Consider the following 18,469-nt stretch of genomic DNA (forward strand, 5'->3'; position numbering starts at 1 on the left):
AAAGACAGCCGGGATAGATATTCACCGACATTCGCCAGCCGTTCACCAGACGTAAGCCACACATTCACCGGATGGCATTAAATCGGTCTTGCTGCCAGCAGAATCGAGCTGTAAAAAGGGGCCATCTTCGATGGGTGCGACCGCAAAGCGCGGCAGGCCACCCACCACCCGACCCGGCCATAGCGCCGGGTCTTTTCGTTTAAGGGGCAGGGCAATGACAAACGAGCAACAGCTGGCAGAGATGCCGATCTGGTTGGTGATTGCCCTGTCATTGGTCGGCGGCGTGTCCGGCGAGATGTGGCGCGCTGACAAGGATGGGGCAAGAGGCTGGGCATTGTTGCGGCGCCTCGCACTTCGGTCCGGCGCCTGCATCGTCTGCGGCGTGTCAGCGATGATGTTGCTGTTTGGCGCGGGCTTGTCGATCTGGACAGCGGGCGCCCTGGGTTGCCTGACCGCGATGGCCGGCGCCGATGTCGCCATCGGCTTGTACGAACGCTGGGTGGCCAAGCGGCTGGACCTAAGCGAGGGCGAGCCGAAGGCATGAGCCGGGCATGCCGGGGAGGGCGCAGATTTCACGGGTCCTCCCCAAGGCCCGCTCCCTACACGGGTTATCGAACTCGCGGATTCCCTCTAGCTGAAACCTGCGCAGGGATGTCCGTCTTTCCCAAGGGATGGGGCAGGGCATGGCAGTCGACCGACCGGACCGAGCAGAAAACCGCCGGGGACCCTGGGGACTTCCAAAGGACACGGGGTCGGAAACCCGCGGGATCTTGTTAGTGGGAGGCCCGCCAGCTTACTGAAATTTCAATCCACTGAAATCTTGAAAGGATTCATTGAAAAGCCGTTGAAAGGAGGGCTTATGAGCACAGCTACGTACCTGTCAAAGAGCGCCTTCGCTGCGCACATCGGCCGATCGCCGAGCTACATCACCTGGCTGAAAGAGAATGGCCGGTTGGTGCTGTCGCCCAATGGCAAGCAGGTCGATGTGCTGGCCACTGAAGCGCTGATCCGCGATACCGCCGACCCGAGCAAGGCTGCCGTTGCTGCTCGCCACCAACAGGAGCGGCTTCAGCGTGATGTGTACAGTCACGTCGCAGCCCAATCCGAGCCGACTAACATGGCTGCGCCGCCGCCCGCTGATCCTGCGCAAGGGCAGACTCCGGACTTTCAGAAAGCGCGTGCACATCGCGAGCACTACTTGGCGCGGATGGCTGAGATGGAGTTTCGCAAGGCGCAGGGCGAACTGGTGGAAATCAGCTTTGTGCAGAAAGCTGCTTTTGAGACGGCACGTGCGCTCAATCATTCTTTGATGAGCCTGTCGCCGCAGTTAGCGCCGCAACTCGCCGCCATGTCGGATCCTTGGGAAGTGGAGCGGCAACTAACTACTGCGTTGCGCCAGCGACTCAACGAGGCGGCTCAAGTCTCCACTGACGACTATGGGCTTGCGCTGCCGGAGTGCTGAGAAATATGCACCGGGCTTCGGCAACTAAGCATCGCTCTACGATGAGGAGGCCACAGACTCAATGGAGTGTTTTGCTTGGGCGACGCTGAGTCCACTCGGCAGGCTCGCACCATTCTTGGCTGCAAGGATCTCGGCCATCACGCTTACGGCGATTTCCGCAGGCGTCTTGCTACCGATGTAGAGGCCGATCGGTCCGTGCAGTCGCTCAAGCGACGCTTCGGTCTCACCAAAATGTTCGATCAGGCGTTCGCGGCGCAGCTGGCTGTTGCGTCGAGAGCCTATGGCGCCGATGTAAAACGCCGGGCTGTGGAGTGCTTCGAGCAGGGCCAGATCGTCAAGTTTGGGGTCATGACTCAAGGCGACAATGCTGGTGCGTAGATCGACCGCGAAGTCGCGGACCACGTCGTCCGGCATGCCGACAATCCGCTCCACGCCTTCCACCGCCCAGGTCTCGATGTACTCGGGACGCGGATCGCACACCGCCACCTTGAAACCGTTGAACAGCGCCATGGTGGCCAGATACTCAGCCAGCGCGCCGGCACCGATCATCAGCATCCGGTAGCCCGGTCCCAAGGTGTTCAGCATCTGCGTGCCATCGAAGCTGAATTGTTCCGGCGTCGCGGTTGGTTCGAGCATGACCTTACCGGACTCCAACTTCAGGCGACGACGGACCAGTTGCCTGGCGTCCAGTTGTACTAGCAACGAGTCGAGTGACTGCCACGCCGGGTTGAACTCCAGAATCAGTTCAAGCGTGCCACCGCAGGGCAGGCCGAAGCGATGCGCCTCATCGGCGCTGACACCATAGCGCACCACTTGCGGCGCGCTGTCGCTAAAAGCGCTGCCGCCATGGGCCGTGGTATAGCGATGGATCAAATCGTCTTCGATGCAGCCACCGGACACGCTGCCCACCACGCGACCATCATCACGCAAAGCCATCATCGAACCCGTTGGCCGTGGTGATGAACCCCAGGTGCGCGCCACCGTGGCGAGCAACACACGCTCGCCGGCGGCAAGCCAGTCCCGCGCTGTGCGCAGAACCAGCAAGTCGATGCTCTCCATCAGGTTTTCCTCTAACGCATCTGCAGAATGATCGGGCTGCTACTGGCCGGATCGGTGTGCTCACGCAGTTTGCCAACCGTCTGTGCATCAACAGCACCGCCCTGATTGCCCCAGGTGCTGCGCATGAAGGTCAGTACTTCGGCGATCTTCTGATCCGACAGCTGCTCACGGAAGGCCGGCATGCGATAGGCATCCGGCACGCCGGCCGCCACCACACGTTGCGCGCCATTGAGGGTGATGTTGATCGCCGAGGCGCTTTCCTTGGCCAGTGCAGAAGTCGCGCCGGCCAGCGGCGGCATCCATTGCGATTGACCCTTGCCGTCCAGACCGTGGCAAGACGCACAGCGTGTCACGTAGGTATGAGCACCGGGCGAGTCCAGACGTTGCGCTGCCGAAACCGCTTGGTACTGCCACGGCGCGCCATCTCGTTCGCGATCCGCGGGAAGCGACTTCAGATAGTGGGCAATCGCGGTCAGATCGTCATCGCTCATGAACTGCGTGGAGTTGTTGAACGCCTCGGTCATCGAGCCGTAGACCACCGCGTGCTGGTTGCGACCGGTCTTGAGGAACTGCACGATCTCTTGCTCGCTCCAACGGCCCAGCCCGGTGTTGTGATCATCACGCAGGCTCGGTGCGTACCAGCCATCGAGCAGGGCGCCGGCGAGGTATGGCTTGCCGGACTCCTCCAGTGCCTTCTCGTTGAACGCCAGGCTGCGCGGCGTGTGGCAACTGCCACAGTGCCCGGCGCCCTGCACGAGATAAGCGCCGCGGTTCCATCGCTCATCCTGCGACGGTTTTGTCACGTAAGGCTCGGTGTCGACAAACACGCCGTTCCACAGTGCAATCGGCCAACGCAAGTTCAGCGGAAACGGAATCGAACTCGGGATGTTCGCCTGTTTGACCGGCGCCACGCCTTTCATGAAGAACGCGTATAGCGCACGCACGTCATCGTCACTGAGCTTGGCATAGGACGGGTAGGGCATCGCCGGGTATAACCGGCGACTGTCGGGAGCTACGCCGTGGCGCACGGCACGGTCGAAGTCCGCCAAGCTGTAGTGGCCGATGCCGGTTTCCGTGTCCGGGGTGATATTGGTCGCATGGATCGCGCCCAGCGGTGTGGCCATTTCCAGCCCACCGGCGAACGGCGCGCCATCCGGCACGCTGTGACAGGCCACGCAATCACTCAACCTGGCGACGTATTCGCCCCGAGCAACCAATGCCGGGTCGATGTCGGCCACGGCGATCTGGTGGTTTTCCAGGCGCGAGACGGGCTCGCGGGTGACATACCAGGCCAGCAGGCCTGCCGCGACCAGACACGGCACGGCCAGCCAGCCAGCGGTTCTTGCGAATCGGCTGTTATTCATGAATGCTCCGGCGCTGATCAGGTGAAGGTGTGTCGGCTCAGGGGCAGGCTGCGCACCCGCTGACCGGTTAGCGCTGCCACCGCGTTAGCGACAGCGGGCGCGACCGCAGGCAATGGCGGTTCACCGATGCCACCCATTTTTTCCCCGCTCTCGACCACACGCACATGAACCCGTGCCATCCGCGCAGGCGGCAGGATCGGATACAAGTCGTAGTTGCGCGCCCGGGGTTTGCCATCCACCCACACGGCTTCCTCCACCAGCGTTTGCGACAGTCCCAACGCCACGGCGCCATTGACCTGCGCCTCGACAATCGCCGGGTTGACGATGCTGCCTGGGTCAATCGCCTGCCAGATGTCGTGCACCTTGACCTGACCGTTTTCGATGGACACCTCGGCGATTACCGCCGTCTCTGTACCGAACGGCGAAGCCATGGCCACGCCGCGTGCACGTTTGCTGCCATCCTCGGCGGTAAACGGCCCGCGCTTCCAGCCGCCCGACAATTCACCCACTGCTTGCAACAACGTGGTCAGCCGTTTGTTCTCACGCAGCAAATGCAGGCGCAGGTCGAACGGGTCTTTGCCGCCCTTGTCGGCCAGCTCATCAAGGAACGATTCATAGAAGAAGTCGTTGAGGGAATTACCCACCGAACGCCAGTAACCGAGCATGGCCGGGCCTTTGACGTAGATCTGTGCGATGCGTTTGTTGGGGATCGCGTAGGACTTGCCCGACAAGCCTTCAAGCGCCGTTGGATCGAGCTTTTCACCCTGTTTGCCCGCAAGGGCTTCGGTCGGGCCTTCGGTGGCACTGATCGCTTCGATTGCCAGCGGCCAGCCGTCGTTGTCCAGTGCCGCCCGGAAATTCACCGCGGCAACCGGGCGGAGCACATCACGCAGGAACTCTTCTTCGCGACTCCAGATCAGTTTGACCGGACGGCCAACCGCTTTCGCCAGCGTGATCGCCTGAGGGTAGGGACTGGCCGAGTCGTAGAGAAAATGCCGGCCGAAGAACCCTCCCAGCAGCGGTGAGTGCAAGGTGATGCGCGAAAGATCGAGGCCCGTGCGTTTGGCGATGTCGGCACGGAACATGTCCGGCGCCTGATTCGGCAGCCAGACATCCAGCGAACCGTCCGGGTTGAATCGGGCCAGTGCCGAAGGCGGCTCCAGCTGGCCGTGGTTCAGGTACTGGTTGTGGTAGGTGGCGTCGATCCGGGTCTTGGTCTCCTTGAGAATCGCCGCCACGTCGCCTTCGTTTTCATCATCTTTGGCCGGGCTTTTATCTTCAGCGAGGCGCTTGAACCAGGCATCGCTGGAAAAGTCGGCGGGCATCGGCCGCACTTTGCTCTCGGCCGTTGGCTCTTGCCAGTCGACCTGAATCGCCTCGACCGCACGTTTGGCGTGCCACCAGCGCTCGGCGACCACCGCCACAGCACCCGGCAGACGATGCACGGAATGCACGCCTTTCATCGCCTTGACCTGATCTTCGTTGCGCAGATTGCCCACGGTCATTCCCAGGCGCGGCGCATGTTGAACAGCAGCATGGAGCATGTCGTCGACTTTCAGATCGATGCTGTAGAGCGCCTTGCCGGTGGACTTGTCGTAGGCATCGAGGCGCTTCACCGGTTTGCCGATCCAGCGGAACTGGCTCGGATCGCGCAGCTTCACGGAAGCCGGATCAGGAACCGGCAGATCCATCGCACGCTCGGCCAGTTCACCGTAGGCCAGCGAGCGGCCCGACTTGGCGTGCACGACTTTGCCAGGCTCGGTGGTCAATTCACTTACTGGCACGCCCAGTTGCTGCGCGCCCGCCTGCAACAACATGGCGCGGGCGAGGGCGCCGAGGCGGCGCATCACCGGGTAACTCATGCGCACCGACATGCTACCGCCGGTGATGCGCATGCCGTTTTCCAACACCACATAAGGTTCGCCGGGCGGCGCGGCTTCGACCAGGAAAGATGCCGGGTCGGCATCCAGTTCCTCACCGACAATCTGCGCCATCGCCGTGAACGTGCCTTGTCCGCCCTCCATAAACGGGCAGAGCAGACGCACGCGGTTGTCCGGGCGGATTTCGAGAAACGCCGGCACTTGCGTGCCGCGCTCGGCCGTCGTCGCAACGGCAGCCTGCACGCGCGTCGCACCGAGTGGCAGACCGAAGCCGAGGACCAGCGCGCCGACGGCGGTACCGGTCAGGAAACGTCTGCGCGAAACATTGATCGGTTCGTGCAGATCCAGTACTGAGGCTTGCTGTGAAGGTTCGATGCGAACGTTCATCACGCGTCTCCCTTGCCGGCCAGCTCATGCACGGCGGCATGAATGGCGTTGTACGTTCCGCAGCGGCACAGATTGACCATCGCCGCCTCGATTTGCGCATCACTGGGCTTGGGGTTTTGCTTGAGCAGCGCGGTAGCGGCCATCACCTGCCCGGACTGGCAATAGCCGCACTGAGCGACCTGCAAATCGACCCAGGTCGAGACCACTCGTTTGCCCACTTCATCGCTTTCAATGGCCTCGATTGTGGTGACCTCGCGGCCAACCACGCCGGCCACCGGCGTGACGCACGAGCGCACCACATTGCCATCCACCAACACCGAGCAAGCGCCGCATTGCGCCAATCCACAGCCGTACTTGGTACCGGTCATACCCAGATCATCGCGGATCACCCACAGCAAGGGCGTATCGGCGTCGGCATCGACCTGGTAGGTCTTCTGGTTGATTCGTAGTTCCATGATTCACCCGCTGATCATCGGTTGACGTGCATTGTTATGAGCGATGACACGCGGCGAGGCGCATCACCGGTGAAGCTGGTTGTTTGTTCAGTTCGTGACTGTCCCGAGCGCTTCTGCTTCAAATGGCTCCCCGCGCAAAAGGGCGATGTCACGACTCGGCGCGGTGCCGAACAGCCGGCCATATTCGCGGCTGAACTGCGAAGGGCTTTCATAGCCGACCGCAAACGCTGCGCGCGAGACGTCGAGGCGCTCGACCAGCATCAATCGCCGGGCCTCGTTCAACCGCAGCCATTTCTGGTACTGCAGCGGGCTCATGCCGGTGAGCTGACGGAAATGGTGGTGAAAGGTCGGCGCGCTCATCTGCACCCGCGCGGCAAGATCGTCGATGCGCAGGGCATCGCTGTAGTTGACCTTGAGCCAGTCAATCGCCTTGGCAATGCGATAACCCTGACCATCGACGGCAGTGATCTGCCGCAGCCGTGCGCCTTGGTCGGTGTGGAGCAGCCGATAGTGGATCTCTCGCAGAATCAGCGGCGCCAGGACCGGGATCGCCTCGGGTTCATCGAGCAATGCCAGCAGGCGATCGAGTGCGCCCTCCAGGGCTGACGAAAGGCTGCCAATCGCGGCGCCCGTGCCCGTTGATGGTTGCCGCTTGGCCGGCAAGCCGCTCTTGGTGATGACCTCGGCGAGCATGCTTACATTCAGTTTCAGCACCAGGCCGACACAGGGCTGTTCGGGACTGGCGAGCATCACTTCGGAGTTGGCGGGCAGATCCAGCGACGTGACCAGAAACCGCGATGGGTCATAGCTGTAGCCCTCACCGCCGACCCACAAGCGCTTTTCGCCGCGCCCCACAAGAATCAAGCTGGGTTCGATCATGCACACGGCGGGGGGCGCTGGTTGGTCGCGACGAAACAGCGACAGCCCGGGTATGGCCGTGGCGAAGTCGCCCGGCGCGCTCACGCGCGGGTCAATGTGCAACGTCAAAGGCGATGCCTGGTGCAGGTCGGTATCGATCATGTCGGGTCACTCCTGTTGATCGAACTCTAATCCGCGTACGAGACGTTTCCTATCCATCACCCTGCATCGCCAGAGGATCAGGCAAGCATTCAAGAGGAATGCACTAGGGAAGCGCCGGATCGACCGGGAGAATGTGTCTATCTGTTACAGGGGCAGTGTTCGAATTGGAGACAAACTGCTGATCCTGCGCATCACACCCACACGTTTTTCGAACCACAGGTAGTTCCCATGACCTTTCCTTCTACAGAAAAACGCGGCTGGAGCGCCGTGCTGGCCATGTCATTGGCCGCATTCGCCCTGGTCGCTTCAGAGTTCATGCCGGTCAGCCTGCTGACGCCAATTGCGGCAGACCTGCAAATCACCGAAGGCCAGGCCGGGCAGGGGATTTCCGTGTCCGGTGCCTTTGCATTGATCACCAGCCTGTTGATTGCGTCGGTCGCCGCTCGCATCGAACGCAAGAAGCTGCTGCTGGGCCTTACCTTGCTGATGATCGTCTCCGGTACGGTCGTCGCGCTCGCGCCGGGCTACCCGTCATTCATGTTTGGACGTGCGCTGATCGGGATTGCGATCGGCGGTTTCTGGTCACTGTCGGCGGCGACTGCAATGCGCTTGGTGCAGCCTGATCAGGTCTCCCGGGCGCTGGCCATCGTCAATGGCGGTAACGCGCTGGCGACGGTCATCGCCGCTCCAGCGGGCAGCTTCCTTGGCTCTCTGATCGGCTGGCGCGGTGCATTCTTCTGCGTGGTTCCGGTCGCGGTGATGGCAGCAGTGTGGCTGCTGATAAGCCTTCCGTCCTTCAAGGCCGAGCGCCAGTCAGGCAGCGGCAACGTTCTGCGGTTGATGAAGCAGCTACCAGTCGCTTTGGGAATGGTCGCTGTCAGCGTATTTTTCATGGGCCAGTTCATGCTGTTCACCTACCTGCGGCCATTTCTTGAGGCCGTGACCGGCGTCAGTGTCTCAACCTTGTCATTCATGCTGCTGGGGCTGGGACTGGCAGGGTTTATTGGCACCTTTCTGATCGAAAGGTTTATGGCGCGAGGCCTCTACCGCACGTTGATCGTCATCCCGCTGATCATGGCAACCATCGCGCTGGCACTAGTGAGCTTCGGCAAATCACCGGTGCTGACCGCCGTGTTGCTCGGACTGTGGGGCCTGGTTGCAACGGCCGCGCCGGTCGGCTGGTGGACATGGCTGGCGCAAACGCTTCCGGATGATGCAGAGGCTGGAGGCGGCTTGCTCGTGGCTATTGTCCAATTGGCGATCGCCGCAGGCGCAATCATTGGAGGTCTGGCCTTTGATCTGAGCGGTTATAAAGCCACATTCGAGCTTAGTGCCGCTGTATTGGTCGCCGCGTCTGTGCTTGCCTGGCTGGCCGGGCGCAATGCTATGGAAGTTTATCTTGTCGAGTCGAACGCGACAGCCTGACGAGATCAGAGGTCTCTCAACGGATAGGTTACGGGCATGAAAAGAAGTGGCGATCAATCAACCGCGTGGCTGATCCTCTCGTCGATTTTAATCTGTGCATCGGTGAGTCATGTAGCCATGGCCAAAAGCTCATCGCTGCACCAAAGCCCTGATCAAATGGCTCCGGGCAAAGTGACGCCTGTCATGCAAGACAACTCAGTGATGCTGACCAAGGTCAAACTAAAATTTGCAGGTCAAGAGGCAGTGTTGGAACTCAATGACAGCCAAGCTTCCCGCGATCTTGTGTCCATGCTGCCGCTCACGATGAAGTTCAGTGACTACAACAATGTCGAAAAGATCGCTTATCCACCCCGGAAGCTCTCAACCGAGGCGGCATCCTTTGGACTAAAGCCTTCCGTGGGAGATTTCGCGCTGTATGCGCCTTGGGGCAATCTGGTGGTTTACTACCGAAGCTTTCAGAGCTCCGGTGATCTGGTTCACCTTGGGCGTTTTATATCAGGCATTGAGCAGCTTGCAGCGATGGATGGGGAGTTCAGTGTCCGTTTAGAGGTGAGCGAGTAATTTGAGTATTGAGGGCTCGGCGCATTTTTCGGTGATTGGGAAAGTTGGAACGACCGATGCTCGACTCTCAACCATGCAACCCGTTTCGCCCTATGGCTCAAGCATCAAACTGCGCCACACGATAACGGACGGTTCAACCCGCGCAACATCCGGTTGAAGCGTCTGCTGTTCCAGCGCCTCTGGCGAAATCACTTCGGATGATGACCGCTTAATCAGTAAAAGCTGTGCAACTTCTACGGTCTGTTCATGAGTAGGCAGCGCGGTCATTTGATCGAAACAACGACCTTGCCCTTGGCTCGTCCCTGCTCAACGTACTTCAATGCCTCTGCCGTTGATTCAAAGGTGAAGGAACGGTCAACCACAGGTTTGATGATTCCGTCCTCAACGAGCGCGGTGATGTCTTGCAGTTGAGCGCCATTGGCCTGCATGAACACGAACGCATAGCTGACATCCTGCTTGCGCGCTTTGCGACGAATGCCAAGGCTCAGCAGGCGCATGACTTGCTGCAATGGCCAGGACAACCGTTGCTCCTGCGCGAACTGCACAGTGGGTGGGCCCGAGATGGAAATGAGTTGGCCACCGGGCTTGAGTATCTTGAGCGACTTCTCCAGCACGTCGGCGCCGAGGCTGTTCAGCACCATGTCGTAGTCATGCAGGACACTTTCGAAGTTCTGATGTGTGTAGTCGATCACCAGATCGGCCCCCAGCGCCTTGACCCATTCGATATTGGCGGTGCTAGTTGTTGTGGCGACAAACGCACCGAGGTGTTTGGCAAGCTGAATAGCAATGGTGCCGACGCCGCCGGAACCCGCGTGAATCAGCACTTTCTGGCCCTTATGCAGTCGAGCGGTTTCAACCAGTACTTGCCAGGCGGTCAGTGCAACCAAAGGGAGGGACGCCGCTTGGGCCATGTTGGTATTGGCAGGTTTCACGGCGACCGCGTTTTCATTCACGGCGATCAATTGGGCGAACGTCCCGATCCGCGCTTCGGGCGGGCGAGCGTATACCTCGTCTCCCGGTTTGAAGCGTGTCACCTTCGAGCCGACTTGAACCACGACACCCGCCAGGTCATTGCCCAGTATCAATGGAAATGAGTAGGGCAGGATCAGTTTGAAGTCGCCTTTGCTGATCTTCGAATCCAGCACGTTGACACTGCTGGCATGTACCTCGATCAAGACATCGTGGGCACCGACTGCGGGGGCGGGCGCTTCGCCAATGCGCCCGGGGTTCTTGCCATAACGATCAATCAGAAATGCTTTCATCGTGGTGCGGCTCTTGATGGTTGTAAGGAGGCTAGCCGGTGCATTGCGGTGTTGCTACGTGACGTGGTCAGGCATCGAGGAACGCCTGCGCCTTGGCCACAAAGTCAGCGTGATGCTGGAAAATGCCGCCGTGCCCGGCATCTTCATAAATCACCAACTGTGCGTTGGGGATAAGCCTGGCCAGCTCAAACGAGTTAACGCTGGGCACCATGATGTCGTTGTCGCCGTTGACGATCAGCGTTGGCGTCCGCAAACGTCCGAGCTCTTGCCGCGGTTGTTTGCCCCACGCGGTGATGGCTTTCAATTGCCGCAGGAAAGCGTGGGGTGTCGGGCCCTTGTCGCGATTTTTCTTACGTGCGTTGAGGCGTCGTAAATACTGCGATGCGGACCGTCGTCCATTGGCCGTCGAAGTGAAGAAAAGGTAGAACTTGGGATCGCGCAGGGTCAGCAAGCCTTTGAGGATCAATGGCCACGACACCGTGCCGACCTTGTCGATACCGGTGCCGCCGGCCGGTCCAGTACCGGTCAAAATCAAGCGGCGCACCAAATCAGGCGCCTTCAGGGCGATGTCCTGAGCGACGAAGCCGCCGAGGGAAAAACCGAGCAGATCAACGGTTTCCAGTCCCAGCGCCTGGATCAGTTGGATGGCATCGTCGGCCATTTCACCCACCGTCAGTGGCGCGGTTCCAGCAGAGTTGCCAATGCCGCGATAGTCGGTGGTGATGACGCGTCTGGTTTGCGCCAAGCCATCGATAATCGCGGGGTCGAAGTTGTCCAGCACTGCGCCCCAATGGTTGAACAGTACGAGGGGCACACCGGTTGCGGGCCCGGTGTCGCGGTAGGCGAAGGGAATGCCGTTGACCGTGATCGACTGGTTCGCCGCGTCGATGAATGACGCCGGCGAACCCGAACGGGAATGTGTCTGCATTGAATTCATTGTTACTCCGGACAGCGGGATGGATTCGATACAGTGCTATGCGTCTGCATCGAATCCGGCGCGAATGCTCGCTACCAAAAAATCACTGTGGAGTCTGGTAGCGCTGGGCAACCGCAGACTGGCGGATTTGCTCCAGCAGGCTCTGACGTGCGCCCTGCAGGTCATCCCAGCGCTCAGCTTCTTGCAGCGGCGGGATGGTCACAGGTTCGCGACGATCGAAACCGACCAGTGCCGCATCTACCAGATCGTCCACTTCCATGATTTCGTTCAAGGTGTTGATGTCGATGCCGGAGCGATCCCAGATCTCCGTGCGGGTGGCGGCGGGCAATACGGCCTGCACGTAGACGCCCTGAGGCGAAAGTTCCAGGCTCAGTCCCTGGGACAGGAACAGCACGAAGGCCTTGGTCGCACCGTAGACTGTCATGCCGAACTCCGGCGCCAGGCCTACCACCGAACCGATGTTGATGATTGCGCCTTCACCGGCCTTGGCCAGGCGTGGCGCGATGGCGCTGGCGAGCCGCACCAGCGCCGTGGTGTTGAGGGCGACCAGTTGCGCGATGCTGTCGGTGCTTTGGTCGATGAAGTTGCCGGACAGTGCGGCCCCGGCGTTATTGACGAGGATGCCGATGCGGGCGTCGTCGCGCAGGCGGCTTTCAACGGTGGTCAGATCGCCGAGTTGGGTCAGGTCCGCCTGAATCACATCGACGGCGACGTCGTGCTCGCTGCGCAGGCGCGCTGCAAGTGCGTCCAGGCGAGCCTGATCGCGGGCGACCAGTACCAGATCGTGACCGCGTTGCGCGAAACGCGCGGCGTAGACAGCGCCAATGCCGGTGGAGGCGCCAGTGATCAGAACAGTAGGGCGAGTGCTCATGGGAATCTCTCTTTCATGATGTGAGAAACAGAAGGCGCGTTCACTGATTACTCAGCTTGCGTTAGCGCTCGATTCAGCCAGCGTCGGGTAGTCGATGTAGCCCGCCGCGCCGCCGCCATAGAGGGTGGCGGGATTGAACGCGGACAACGGCGCGCCAAGCTTGAGGCGCTCCACCAGATCCGGGTTGCCAATGAAGGGACGACCGAAGGCGATCAGATCGGCCTGGTCTTCGGCGAGCCTCGCAGTCGCCAGGTCCAGGTCATAGCCGTTGTTGGCGATGTAGGTGTTTTTGAAACGCTGGCGCAGGGCATCGAAATCGAATGGCGCCACGTCGCGCGGGCCGCCGGTCGCGCCTTCAACTACGTGCAGATAAACCACACCGAGGGCGTCGAGTTGCTCGACGACGTAATCGAATTGCGCCTGCGGATCGCTGCTGGAAACGCCATTGGCTGGCGACACCGGAGACAAGCGCACACCGGTGCGATCTGCGCCAATTTCATCGATGACGGCCGCCGTCACTTCGAGCAACAGACGCGCACGATTTTCAATCGAACCGCCGTAAGCATCGGTACGCAGATTGGCACTGTCCTTGAGGAACTGATCCAGCAAGTAGCCGTTTGCACCGTGAATCTCTACGCCATCGAAGCCGGCGGCGACAGCGTTGGCCGCAGCCTGGCGAAAATCGGTGACGATCCCCGGCAGTTCGCTGATGTCCAGCGCGCGGGGCTCGGAGACGTCTTCAAAGCGGTTATTGACGAACACTTTGGTCGCGGCACGCAACGCGGAAGGGGCCACCGGTGCGGCGCCATTTGCTTGCAGATCAACGTGTGAGACGCGGCCGACATGCCATATCTGCAGAAAGATTTTTCCACCCTTGGCGTGGACGGCATCGGTGACTGTGCGCCAGCCATGGATCTGCGCCTGTGTGTAGATCCCGGGGGTGTCCTGATAACCCTGGCCCTGTCGAGAAATCTGTGTAGCTTCGCTGATCAGCAAGCCGGCGCTGGCGCGTTGGCTGTAATAGGCGGCCGCGAACTCACTGGGAACAAAGCCCTGTCCTGCGCGGTTGCGTGTCAGCGGTGCGAGAACGACGCGGTTCGACAGCGCGAGGCTACCAAGGGTGTAAGGGGTGAACAGGTTCTGGTTGGTCATCTGGAGTTTCTTCCGTGCCCGTTGATGGAGATCGGTGGTGCGTTCAATTAGGATGATGATCGAAATCTAAACTGTCAATGGTTTTGATTATGACCGACATCTATGTATGATTGGGCGCATGATCTCCCGGTAAACACGAGGTATTGCACGTGAGAGTGACCAAGGCCAAGGCGCAGGCCAATCGAGAGCACATCGTTGAAACGGCCTCCGAGCTGTTCCGTGAGCGCGGCTTTGACGGCGTCGGTGTGGCGGATCTCATGGCGGCTGCCGGGTTCACCCATGGTGGCTTCTACAAGCATTTCGGTTCGAAGGCCGACCTGATGGCCGAAGCCTCTGCCTGCAGTCTTGGCAAATCGTTGACAGGTGCCCAGGCGCTTGATGTTCCCGGTTTCATCAACGTCTATGTGAACAGAGAACATCGCGACGGACGCGGCAGCGGTTGCACTATGGCCGCGTTGTGTGGCGACGCGGCGCGTCAGACGGACGATGTGAAAGCGACGTTTGCCGAAGGCATTGAACACACCCTGCAAACCCTCGGGGAAAAATATCCGACAGGGCCGGATGCCGCGGAGGGTGAGGGCAGAAAGAAAATGATCTACCTACTGTCGCGGGCCGTCGGCGCGATTATTTTGTCGCGCGCTTGCCCGGATGACTCCGCACTTGCTGATGAAATCCTTGAGGTGTGCCGGGCAGAAATGCTTGCTTCATTGCCGGTCGATGACGTGGAGCCGGTGTAGAGAGGGCGCTCATTCAAAGCGTAGTTTCAGTGAAGTGCGATGTTGATGCTGGTAACAGAAAGTCAATTTGATTCCAAAACTATGGATCACGAATGACGGCTTTTGGCTGGTTGCGATCGTTCGGGAGCGGCTGGTTTCGGCCAGAAGCAGCCATTCATGAACGATGACGGCTCACGTCTAGGTAATCTTAATTTTCCGCTACTGGCGCAAGCGTGAGCAGCGGCCACATCTTCATCCATTTTTTGGACTTGAAGCGGTCTTGAAAGATCGCTTTTTTTTCTGTGGCAAATCTGCCCGCTGGCCTGACAACCAACCCCAAAAGGTCATCAACTCCCAGCGGAGCAGCGATCTCGCATAAGCCTCCGCCTTGCAGTCTTGCAGCTACCGCCGTTGCGGTTTCAGGCCAGTAGCGCATTGCGTCGATACTACAAAGGTACGGTTCGTCACCGTTCTGTATATGCATTCGCGATTGGTTCTTTACAGACCAATTTGCGGACGGTTCTAAACCCTTAAGGATAGCCTCCAACGCTTCATCTTCCTCGGGGGTGTAGCATTCGGCATCGAACCAGATGACATCAATGTCTGTTGAAAATGGAGACGAAACGCGCCCGTGCAAATGATCCCAAACCGCGTTCCGTACGAAACCCGCTCCTATCCAACAATCTGGCAATTTAAGCGAGTGAACAATTTTAAGTACTCGCCTACGAATGGGGTCATCTGAAATAATTGATTGGATTTTTGAAATATTGTCCATTCAAAACTCACGTTGGCCAACGTTAAAAAGTCAGTATGCCGTCGTTGCGGTGCCGTGGTACAAAACATTTAAGTAACTGCCGGTTTTGGGGCGGATGCGGGCGATGGCTAATGTCAGCTCCGGGTCGGATGCAGTCCTTCCGGACAGGCAGCAATCGGCCAGAAGCCGCCGCTCAATGACATCTATCAACCCAGGGTGATTTAGTTGACGGTGATGTGACGCTCATCCAAAACGCCCCAAACCTTCGGGCCTACACACTGCGTCTGATTGAATCAAGCTAGACCGCGCGTTGTGGGCTCAGATTTTTCTTGAACATTTCGATTTGGCTGCGTACCGCGCTTGGGACATCGCCCACACTTTTAACTACTGATTTGAGCTCAGTCGGAGTTACGTCAAATCTTTTGGCCCAAAACTTGAGCTCGAACATGTCACCAACGTTGATTCTGATCTCGTCAATACCACCCGGGATGTTTTGCTGCTGCATAGATTCGTCCGTGATCTGCTCGTTTTTTAACAGGATAGCCGAAACAAAGTAAATTTCGACGTCTTTGGAAATTATTCCCAAATGTGCTCTTGGTATTATCACACACGATTCGTGCCCATTTACCTCCAGCGGGCGCCAGGCGATGTCTAGGTGAAGACCAGATATTAGAGGGAGCAGTCGATCACAAACGTCTACTTTTGGCTGGAAGCGGGCGTCCGTGCTCGAATGCTTTCGACCATTAACTGTTACGCGAATCAGCCTTATGAGCATAGAGGGTATGTGATACGCGATAAAAACCCGCCAAGCGAGACGGGTTATAGATACCCTGTCGGTAAGTCCTCGCCGGCAAACGTCTGCTTTGGCCGGTAGCGGTGCGTGCGAACGTCCGCTATTGACCGAAAGCGGTCGGCGGCAATCGGCCAGAAGCTGCCGCTCACTGGCGCCTATCAAACCAGGCTCTATTCAAAGCAACTAAAAATTATTTCCATAAGCGTGCATCCAGTTTGGAGTCTCCTCCGTAAATCCGTCACCCCTCATACGAGGGGTTGAATAATCCAGGAGACGAATCATGCACACGCTCATCAAAAGCTTTGCGATTGCCTGTTTTACCCTTCTATGCATCAACACCGGACTTAGCTTTGCTGCGGATACAGTGATGGTTGGCGGCGCTGCCATGTATCCAAATAAGACCATCGTAGAGAACGCAGTAAACTCTAAAGACCATACGACGCTTGTTGCAGCGGTCAAAGCCGCCGGTCTGGTCGACACACTCAACAGCAAAGGACCGTTTACCGTCTTTGCCCCAACCAACGAAGCATTCGCCAAGTTACCCGCTGGAACAGTCGACACGCTGGTCAAACCGGAGCACAAAGCCGATCTGACCAAAATCCTCACTTACCATGTGGTGCCCGGTACTCATACTGCCAAGCAATTGATGGATGACGCCAAAATGCATGGTGGCAAGGTCATGCTGACGACCGTTCAAGGTGAGGCCCTGACGGTCTGGTTGCACGATGGCAAATTGTGGGTGGAGGATGCAAAAGGCGGTAAAGCAGCCATTACCATCGCGGACGTCATGCAGGCTAATGGTGTTATACACGTCGTCGATACGGTTCTGATGCCGAAGTAGATGATGTGAACTCGCGGCCCATAGAGAGCAGTTTCGTTTTCTGGTGAAGGACACTGGTCTTGCTCAGCTATCCTACGGTGAGCAGGATCAGGAGTCTTCGGGGGGAAGGTTATGCGGGTTATTTCAACTGCCGGAATCGTCTACAACACCCAGATACTGTGTATCTTCTGCGCACTGGGTTTGATGATCATGTGGGGGCTAAAATTTGACGTGAAGTACGGGCTCTGCGCATTGGCACTTGTACTCGTCGTCACTATTGTCAGTATGTTCGGAAGGTATCTGGAACAGCGTGAAAAGCCCCTGAAGTAGATCTCGGGCTGCTTCGCGGTCGTTGCGGCCGCCTCCAGTAAATCGTCCCTAGGCCGATTTCAGCCGTACGACTGGCACTAATGTACTGCGCCACGACATGGGCGCCCATCACATATGAGTTCCACCTCAATTCAGCAGTCGATTGGCAGTATCCAGCGATCCGCACTTTCGACTGCCAATTTGATTTCAGTGCCCCGACTTTTGCTGAGCTAAACTTTTTTCGACTTAGAGATCCAGACGTTGATATCAGGATTTTCGATTGAGGGAAAACCCGCATTGCTGCTGGTATATCAGCCTTCTAGTATTGCAACGGTATTCGCTCAGCACGACGGAGTAAGCCATGACCAATACAAACGCCGAAGACAAGCGCCCAAACCAGGACCCAGCTGAGGATAATGCGTTTTTCCCTTCGCCCTATTCGCTTAGCCAGTTCACTTCTCCAAAATCCGATCTCAGCGGTGCTGACTACCCCAGTCCCTATAAGGGCGGACGCTGGAAGGTGCTGGTGATTGGAGCGGATGAGCGGTACCTCTTGACCGATAACGGTACGATGTTCTCGACAGGCAACCATCCCGTGGAAACCCTGCTGCCCATGTACCACCTGGAAAAAGCAGGGTTCACGTTCGACATCGCGACTTTGTCGGGTAATCCGGTCAAGTTCGAATTCTGGGCGATGCCCTCCGAAGATGCGGAAGTGAAGGGGTTTTATGCCAGGTACCGTGATCAGTTCAAGCAACCTATGAAACTGGCTGAGGTGATCGACAAAGCACTCGGCAATGATTCCGACTATATCGGTGTTTTCATCCCCGGAGGTCACGGCGCACTGATTGGTTTGCCGCAGAGTGCGGATGTGAAAAAGGTGCTTGAGTGGGCGGCCGGGAACAACAAGTTCGTGATCTCGTTGTGCCACGGACCGGCGGCGTTGCTGGCCGCGGGAATGGGTGAAAACAACGACTCCTTCATCTTCAAGGGCTACAAGATCTGTGCGTTCCCTGACGACCTGGATGCCAAGACTCCCGACATCGGCTACATGCCGGGTCACCTGACGTGGAAGTTCGGTGAGCAACTTACGGCACTGGGCTTTGAGATCATCAACAAAGATATCTCCGGTGCAGTCCATCAGGATCGCAAGATGCTGACGGGCGATAGCCCATTGGCGGGTAACGCACTTGGCAAGCTGGCGGCGGCCGCACTGTTGAAAGAGGCCGCTGGACAGTGACT

Annotated in this window: 18 protein-coding genes; 7 read left to right on the forward strand and 11 right to left on the reverse strand. The window is 58.6% G+C overall.

The window, feature by feature from the left end:
- Nucleotides 1–214 precede the first annotated feature (214 nt).
- Together JJN09_RS04555 and JJN09_RS04560 are read left to right on the forward strand one after the other, a co-directional pair.
- Nucleotides 215–544, forward strand: coding sequence for a phage holin family protein (locus JJN09_RS04555; protein ID WP_249485932.1), 330 nt, complete (start codon nucleotides 215–217; stop codon nucleotides 542–544).
- A gap of 315 nt (nucleotides 545–859) precedes the next feature.
- Entirely contained in the window at nucleotides 860–1,462 is a 603-nt protein-coding gene (locus JJN09_RS04560; protein WP_249485933.1) for a terminase small subunit, read from the forward strand.
- A 36-nt stretch (nucleotides 1,463–1,498) separates the two neighbouring features.
- Here JJN09_RS04560 and JJN09_RS04565 read toward each other — a convergent pair whose 3' ends face one another.
- From JJN09_RS04565 to JJN09_RS04585, 5 genes are all read right to left on the reverse strand, one after another.
- Complete coding sequence (locus JJN09_RS04565; RefSeq protein WP_249485934.1) at nucleotides 1,499–2,521, reverse strand: XdhC family protein; 1,023 nt, start codon at nucleotides 2,519–2,521, stop codon at nucleotides 1,499–1,501.
- 11 nt (nucleotides 2,522–2,532) lie between these two features.
- Complete coding sequence (locus JJN09_RS04570; protein ID WP_249485935.1) at nucleotides 2,533–3,885, reverse strand: cytochrome c; 1,353 nt, start codon at nucleotides 3,883–3,885, stop codon at nucleotides 2,533–2,535.
- A 17-nt stretch (nucleotides 3,886–3,902) separates the two neighbouring features.
- Entirely contained in the window at nucleotides 3,903–6,152 is a 2,250-nt protein-coding gene (locus JJN09_RS04575; RefSeq protein WP_249485936.1) for a molybdopterin cofactor-binding domain-containing protein, read from the reverse strand.
- Nucleotides 6,152–6,607 carry a (2Fe-2S)-binding protein gene (locus JJN09_RS04580; RefSeq protein ID WP_064118102.1) on the reverse strand — a complete coding sequence of 152 codons (456 nt, stop codon included), beginning with the start codon at nucleotides 6,605–6,607 and terminating at the stop codon, nucleotides 6,152–6,154. Before JJN09_RS04580 ends, JJN09_RS04575 begins: the two co-directional genes overlap by 1 nt.
- An 87-nt stretch (nucleotides 6,608–6,694) precedes the next feature.
- The gene (locus tag JJN09_RS04585; protein WP_249485937.1) at nucleotides 6,695–7,627 is read right to left on the reverse strand and encodes an AraC family transcriptional regulator; all 933 of its coding nucleotides are present in this window, start codon (nucleotides 7,625–7,627) and stop codon (nucleotides 6,695–6,697) included.
- 228 nt (nucleotides 7,628–7,855) lie between these two features.
- On the opposite strand from JJN09_RS04585, the gene JJN09_RS04590 reads away from it, so the two are divergent.
- Both JJN09_RS04590 and JJN09_RS04595 read left to right on the forward strand, forming a co-directional pair.
- Nucleotides 7,856–9,052, forward strand: coding sequence for an MFS transporter (locus tag JJN09_RS04590; protein WP_249485938.1), 1,197 nt, complete (start codon nucleotides 7,856–7,858; stop codon nucleotides 9,050–9,052).
- A gap of 36 nt (nucleotides 9,053–9,088) precedes the next feature.
- Nucleotides 9,089–9,613, forward strand: coding sequence for a cyclophilin-like fold protein (locus tag JJN09_RS04595; protein ID WP_249485939.1), 525 nt, complete (start codon nucleotides 9,089–9,091; stop codon nucleotides 9,611–9,613).
- Nucleotides 9,614–9,876: 263 nt separating this feature from the next.
- On the opposite strand, the gene JJN09_RS04600 is transcribed toward JJN09_RS04595, so the two are convergent.
- The 4 genes from JJN09_RS04600 to JJN09_RS04615 form a co-directional block, all read right to left on the reverse strand.
- On the reverse strand, nucleotides 9,877–10,875 hold the full coding sequence (locus tag JJN09_RS04600) for an NADP-dependent oxidoreductase (protein ID WP_249485940.1): 999 nt from the start codon (nucleotides 10,873–10,875) through the stop codon (nucleotides 9,877–9,879).
- 67 nt (nucleotides 10,876–10,942) lie between these two features.
- Nucleotides 10,943–11,812 carry an alpha/beta fold hydrolase gene (locus tag JJN09_RS04605; RefSeq protein ID WP_249485941.1) on the reverse strand — a complete coding sequence of 290 codons (870 nt, stop codon included), beginning with the start codon at nucleotides 11,810–11,812 and terminating at the stop codon, nucleotides 10,943–10,945.
- 82 nt (nucleotides 11,813–11,894) lie between these two features.
- Nucleotides 11,895–12,683, reverse strand: coding sequence for an SDR family oxidoreductase (locus JJN09_RS04610; protein WP_249485942.1), 789 nt, complete (start codon nucleotides 12,681–12,683; stop codon nucleotides 11,895–11,897).
- Between the two features lie 51 nt (nucleotides 12,684–12,734).
- Complete coding sequence (locus tag JJN09_RS04615) at nucleotides 12,735–13,835, reverse strand: alkene reductase (RefSeq protein ID WP_249485943.1); 1,101 nt, start codon at nucleotides 13,833–13,835, stop codon at nucleotides 12,735–12,737.
- 149 nt (nucleotides 13,836–13,984) lie between these two features.
- Here JJN09_RS04615 and JJN09_RS04620 point away from each other — a divergent pair, with 149 nt between their 5' ends.
- Complete coding sequence (locus JJN09_RS04620; protein ID WP_249485944.1) at nucleotides 13,985–14,572, forward strand: TetR/AcrR family transcriptional regulator; 588 nt, start codon at nucleotides 13,985–13,987, stop codon at nucleotides 14,570–14,572.
- Between the two features lie 187 nt (nucleotides 14,573–14,759).
- Here the strand turns inward: JJN09_RS04620 and JJN09_RS04625 are convergent, their stop codons facing one another.
- Together JJN09_RS04625 and JJN09_RS04630 are read right to left on the reverse strand one after the other, a co-directional pair.
- On the reverse strand, nucleotides 14,760–15,326 hold the full coding sequence (locus JJN09_RS04625; RefSeq protein WP_249485945.1) for a nucleotidyltransferase family protein: 567 nt from the start codon (nucleotides 15,324–15,326) through the stop codon (nucleotides 14,760–14,762).
- Nucleotides 15,327–15,603: 277 nt separating this feature from the next.
- Nucleotides 15,604–15,810: a DUF3606 domain-containing protein gene (locus JJN09_RS04630; protein WP_249485946.1), complete on the reverse strand. Its 207-nt coding sequence runs from the start codon at nucleotides 15,808–15,810 to the stop codon at nucleotides 15,604–15,606.
- 568 nt (nucleotides 15,811–16,378) lie between these two features.
- Between JJN09_RS04630 and JJN09_RS04635 the strand changes: the two genes are divergently transcribed.
- Nucleotides 16,379–16,939 carry a fasciclin domain-containing protein gene (locus tag JJN09_RS04635; protein ID WP_249485947.1) on the forward strand — a complete coding sequence of 187 codons (561 nt, stop codon included), beginning with the start codon at nucleotides 16,379–16,381 and terminating at the stop codon, nucleotides 16,937–16,939.
- Nucleotides 16,940–17,588: 649 nt separating this feature from the next.
- Nucleotides 17,589–18,467, forward strand: coding sequence for a glyoxalase III HchA (gene hchA, locus JJN09_RS04640; protein ID WP_249485948.1), 879 nt, complete (start codon nucleotides 17,589–17,591; stop codon nucleotides 18,465–18,467).
- The last annotated feature ends 2 nt before the right edge of the window (nucleotides 18,468–18,469 follow it).

It is taken from the genome of Pseudomonas sp. HS6 (assembly GCF_023375815.1).
In the GTDB taxonomy this organism is placed as follows: Bacteria; Pseudomonadota; Gammaproteobacteria; order Pseudomonadales; family Pseudomonadaceae; genus Aquipseudomonas.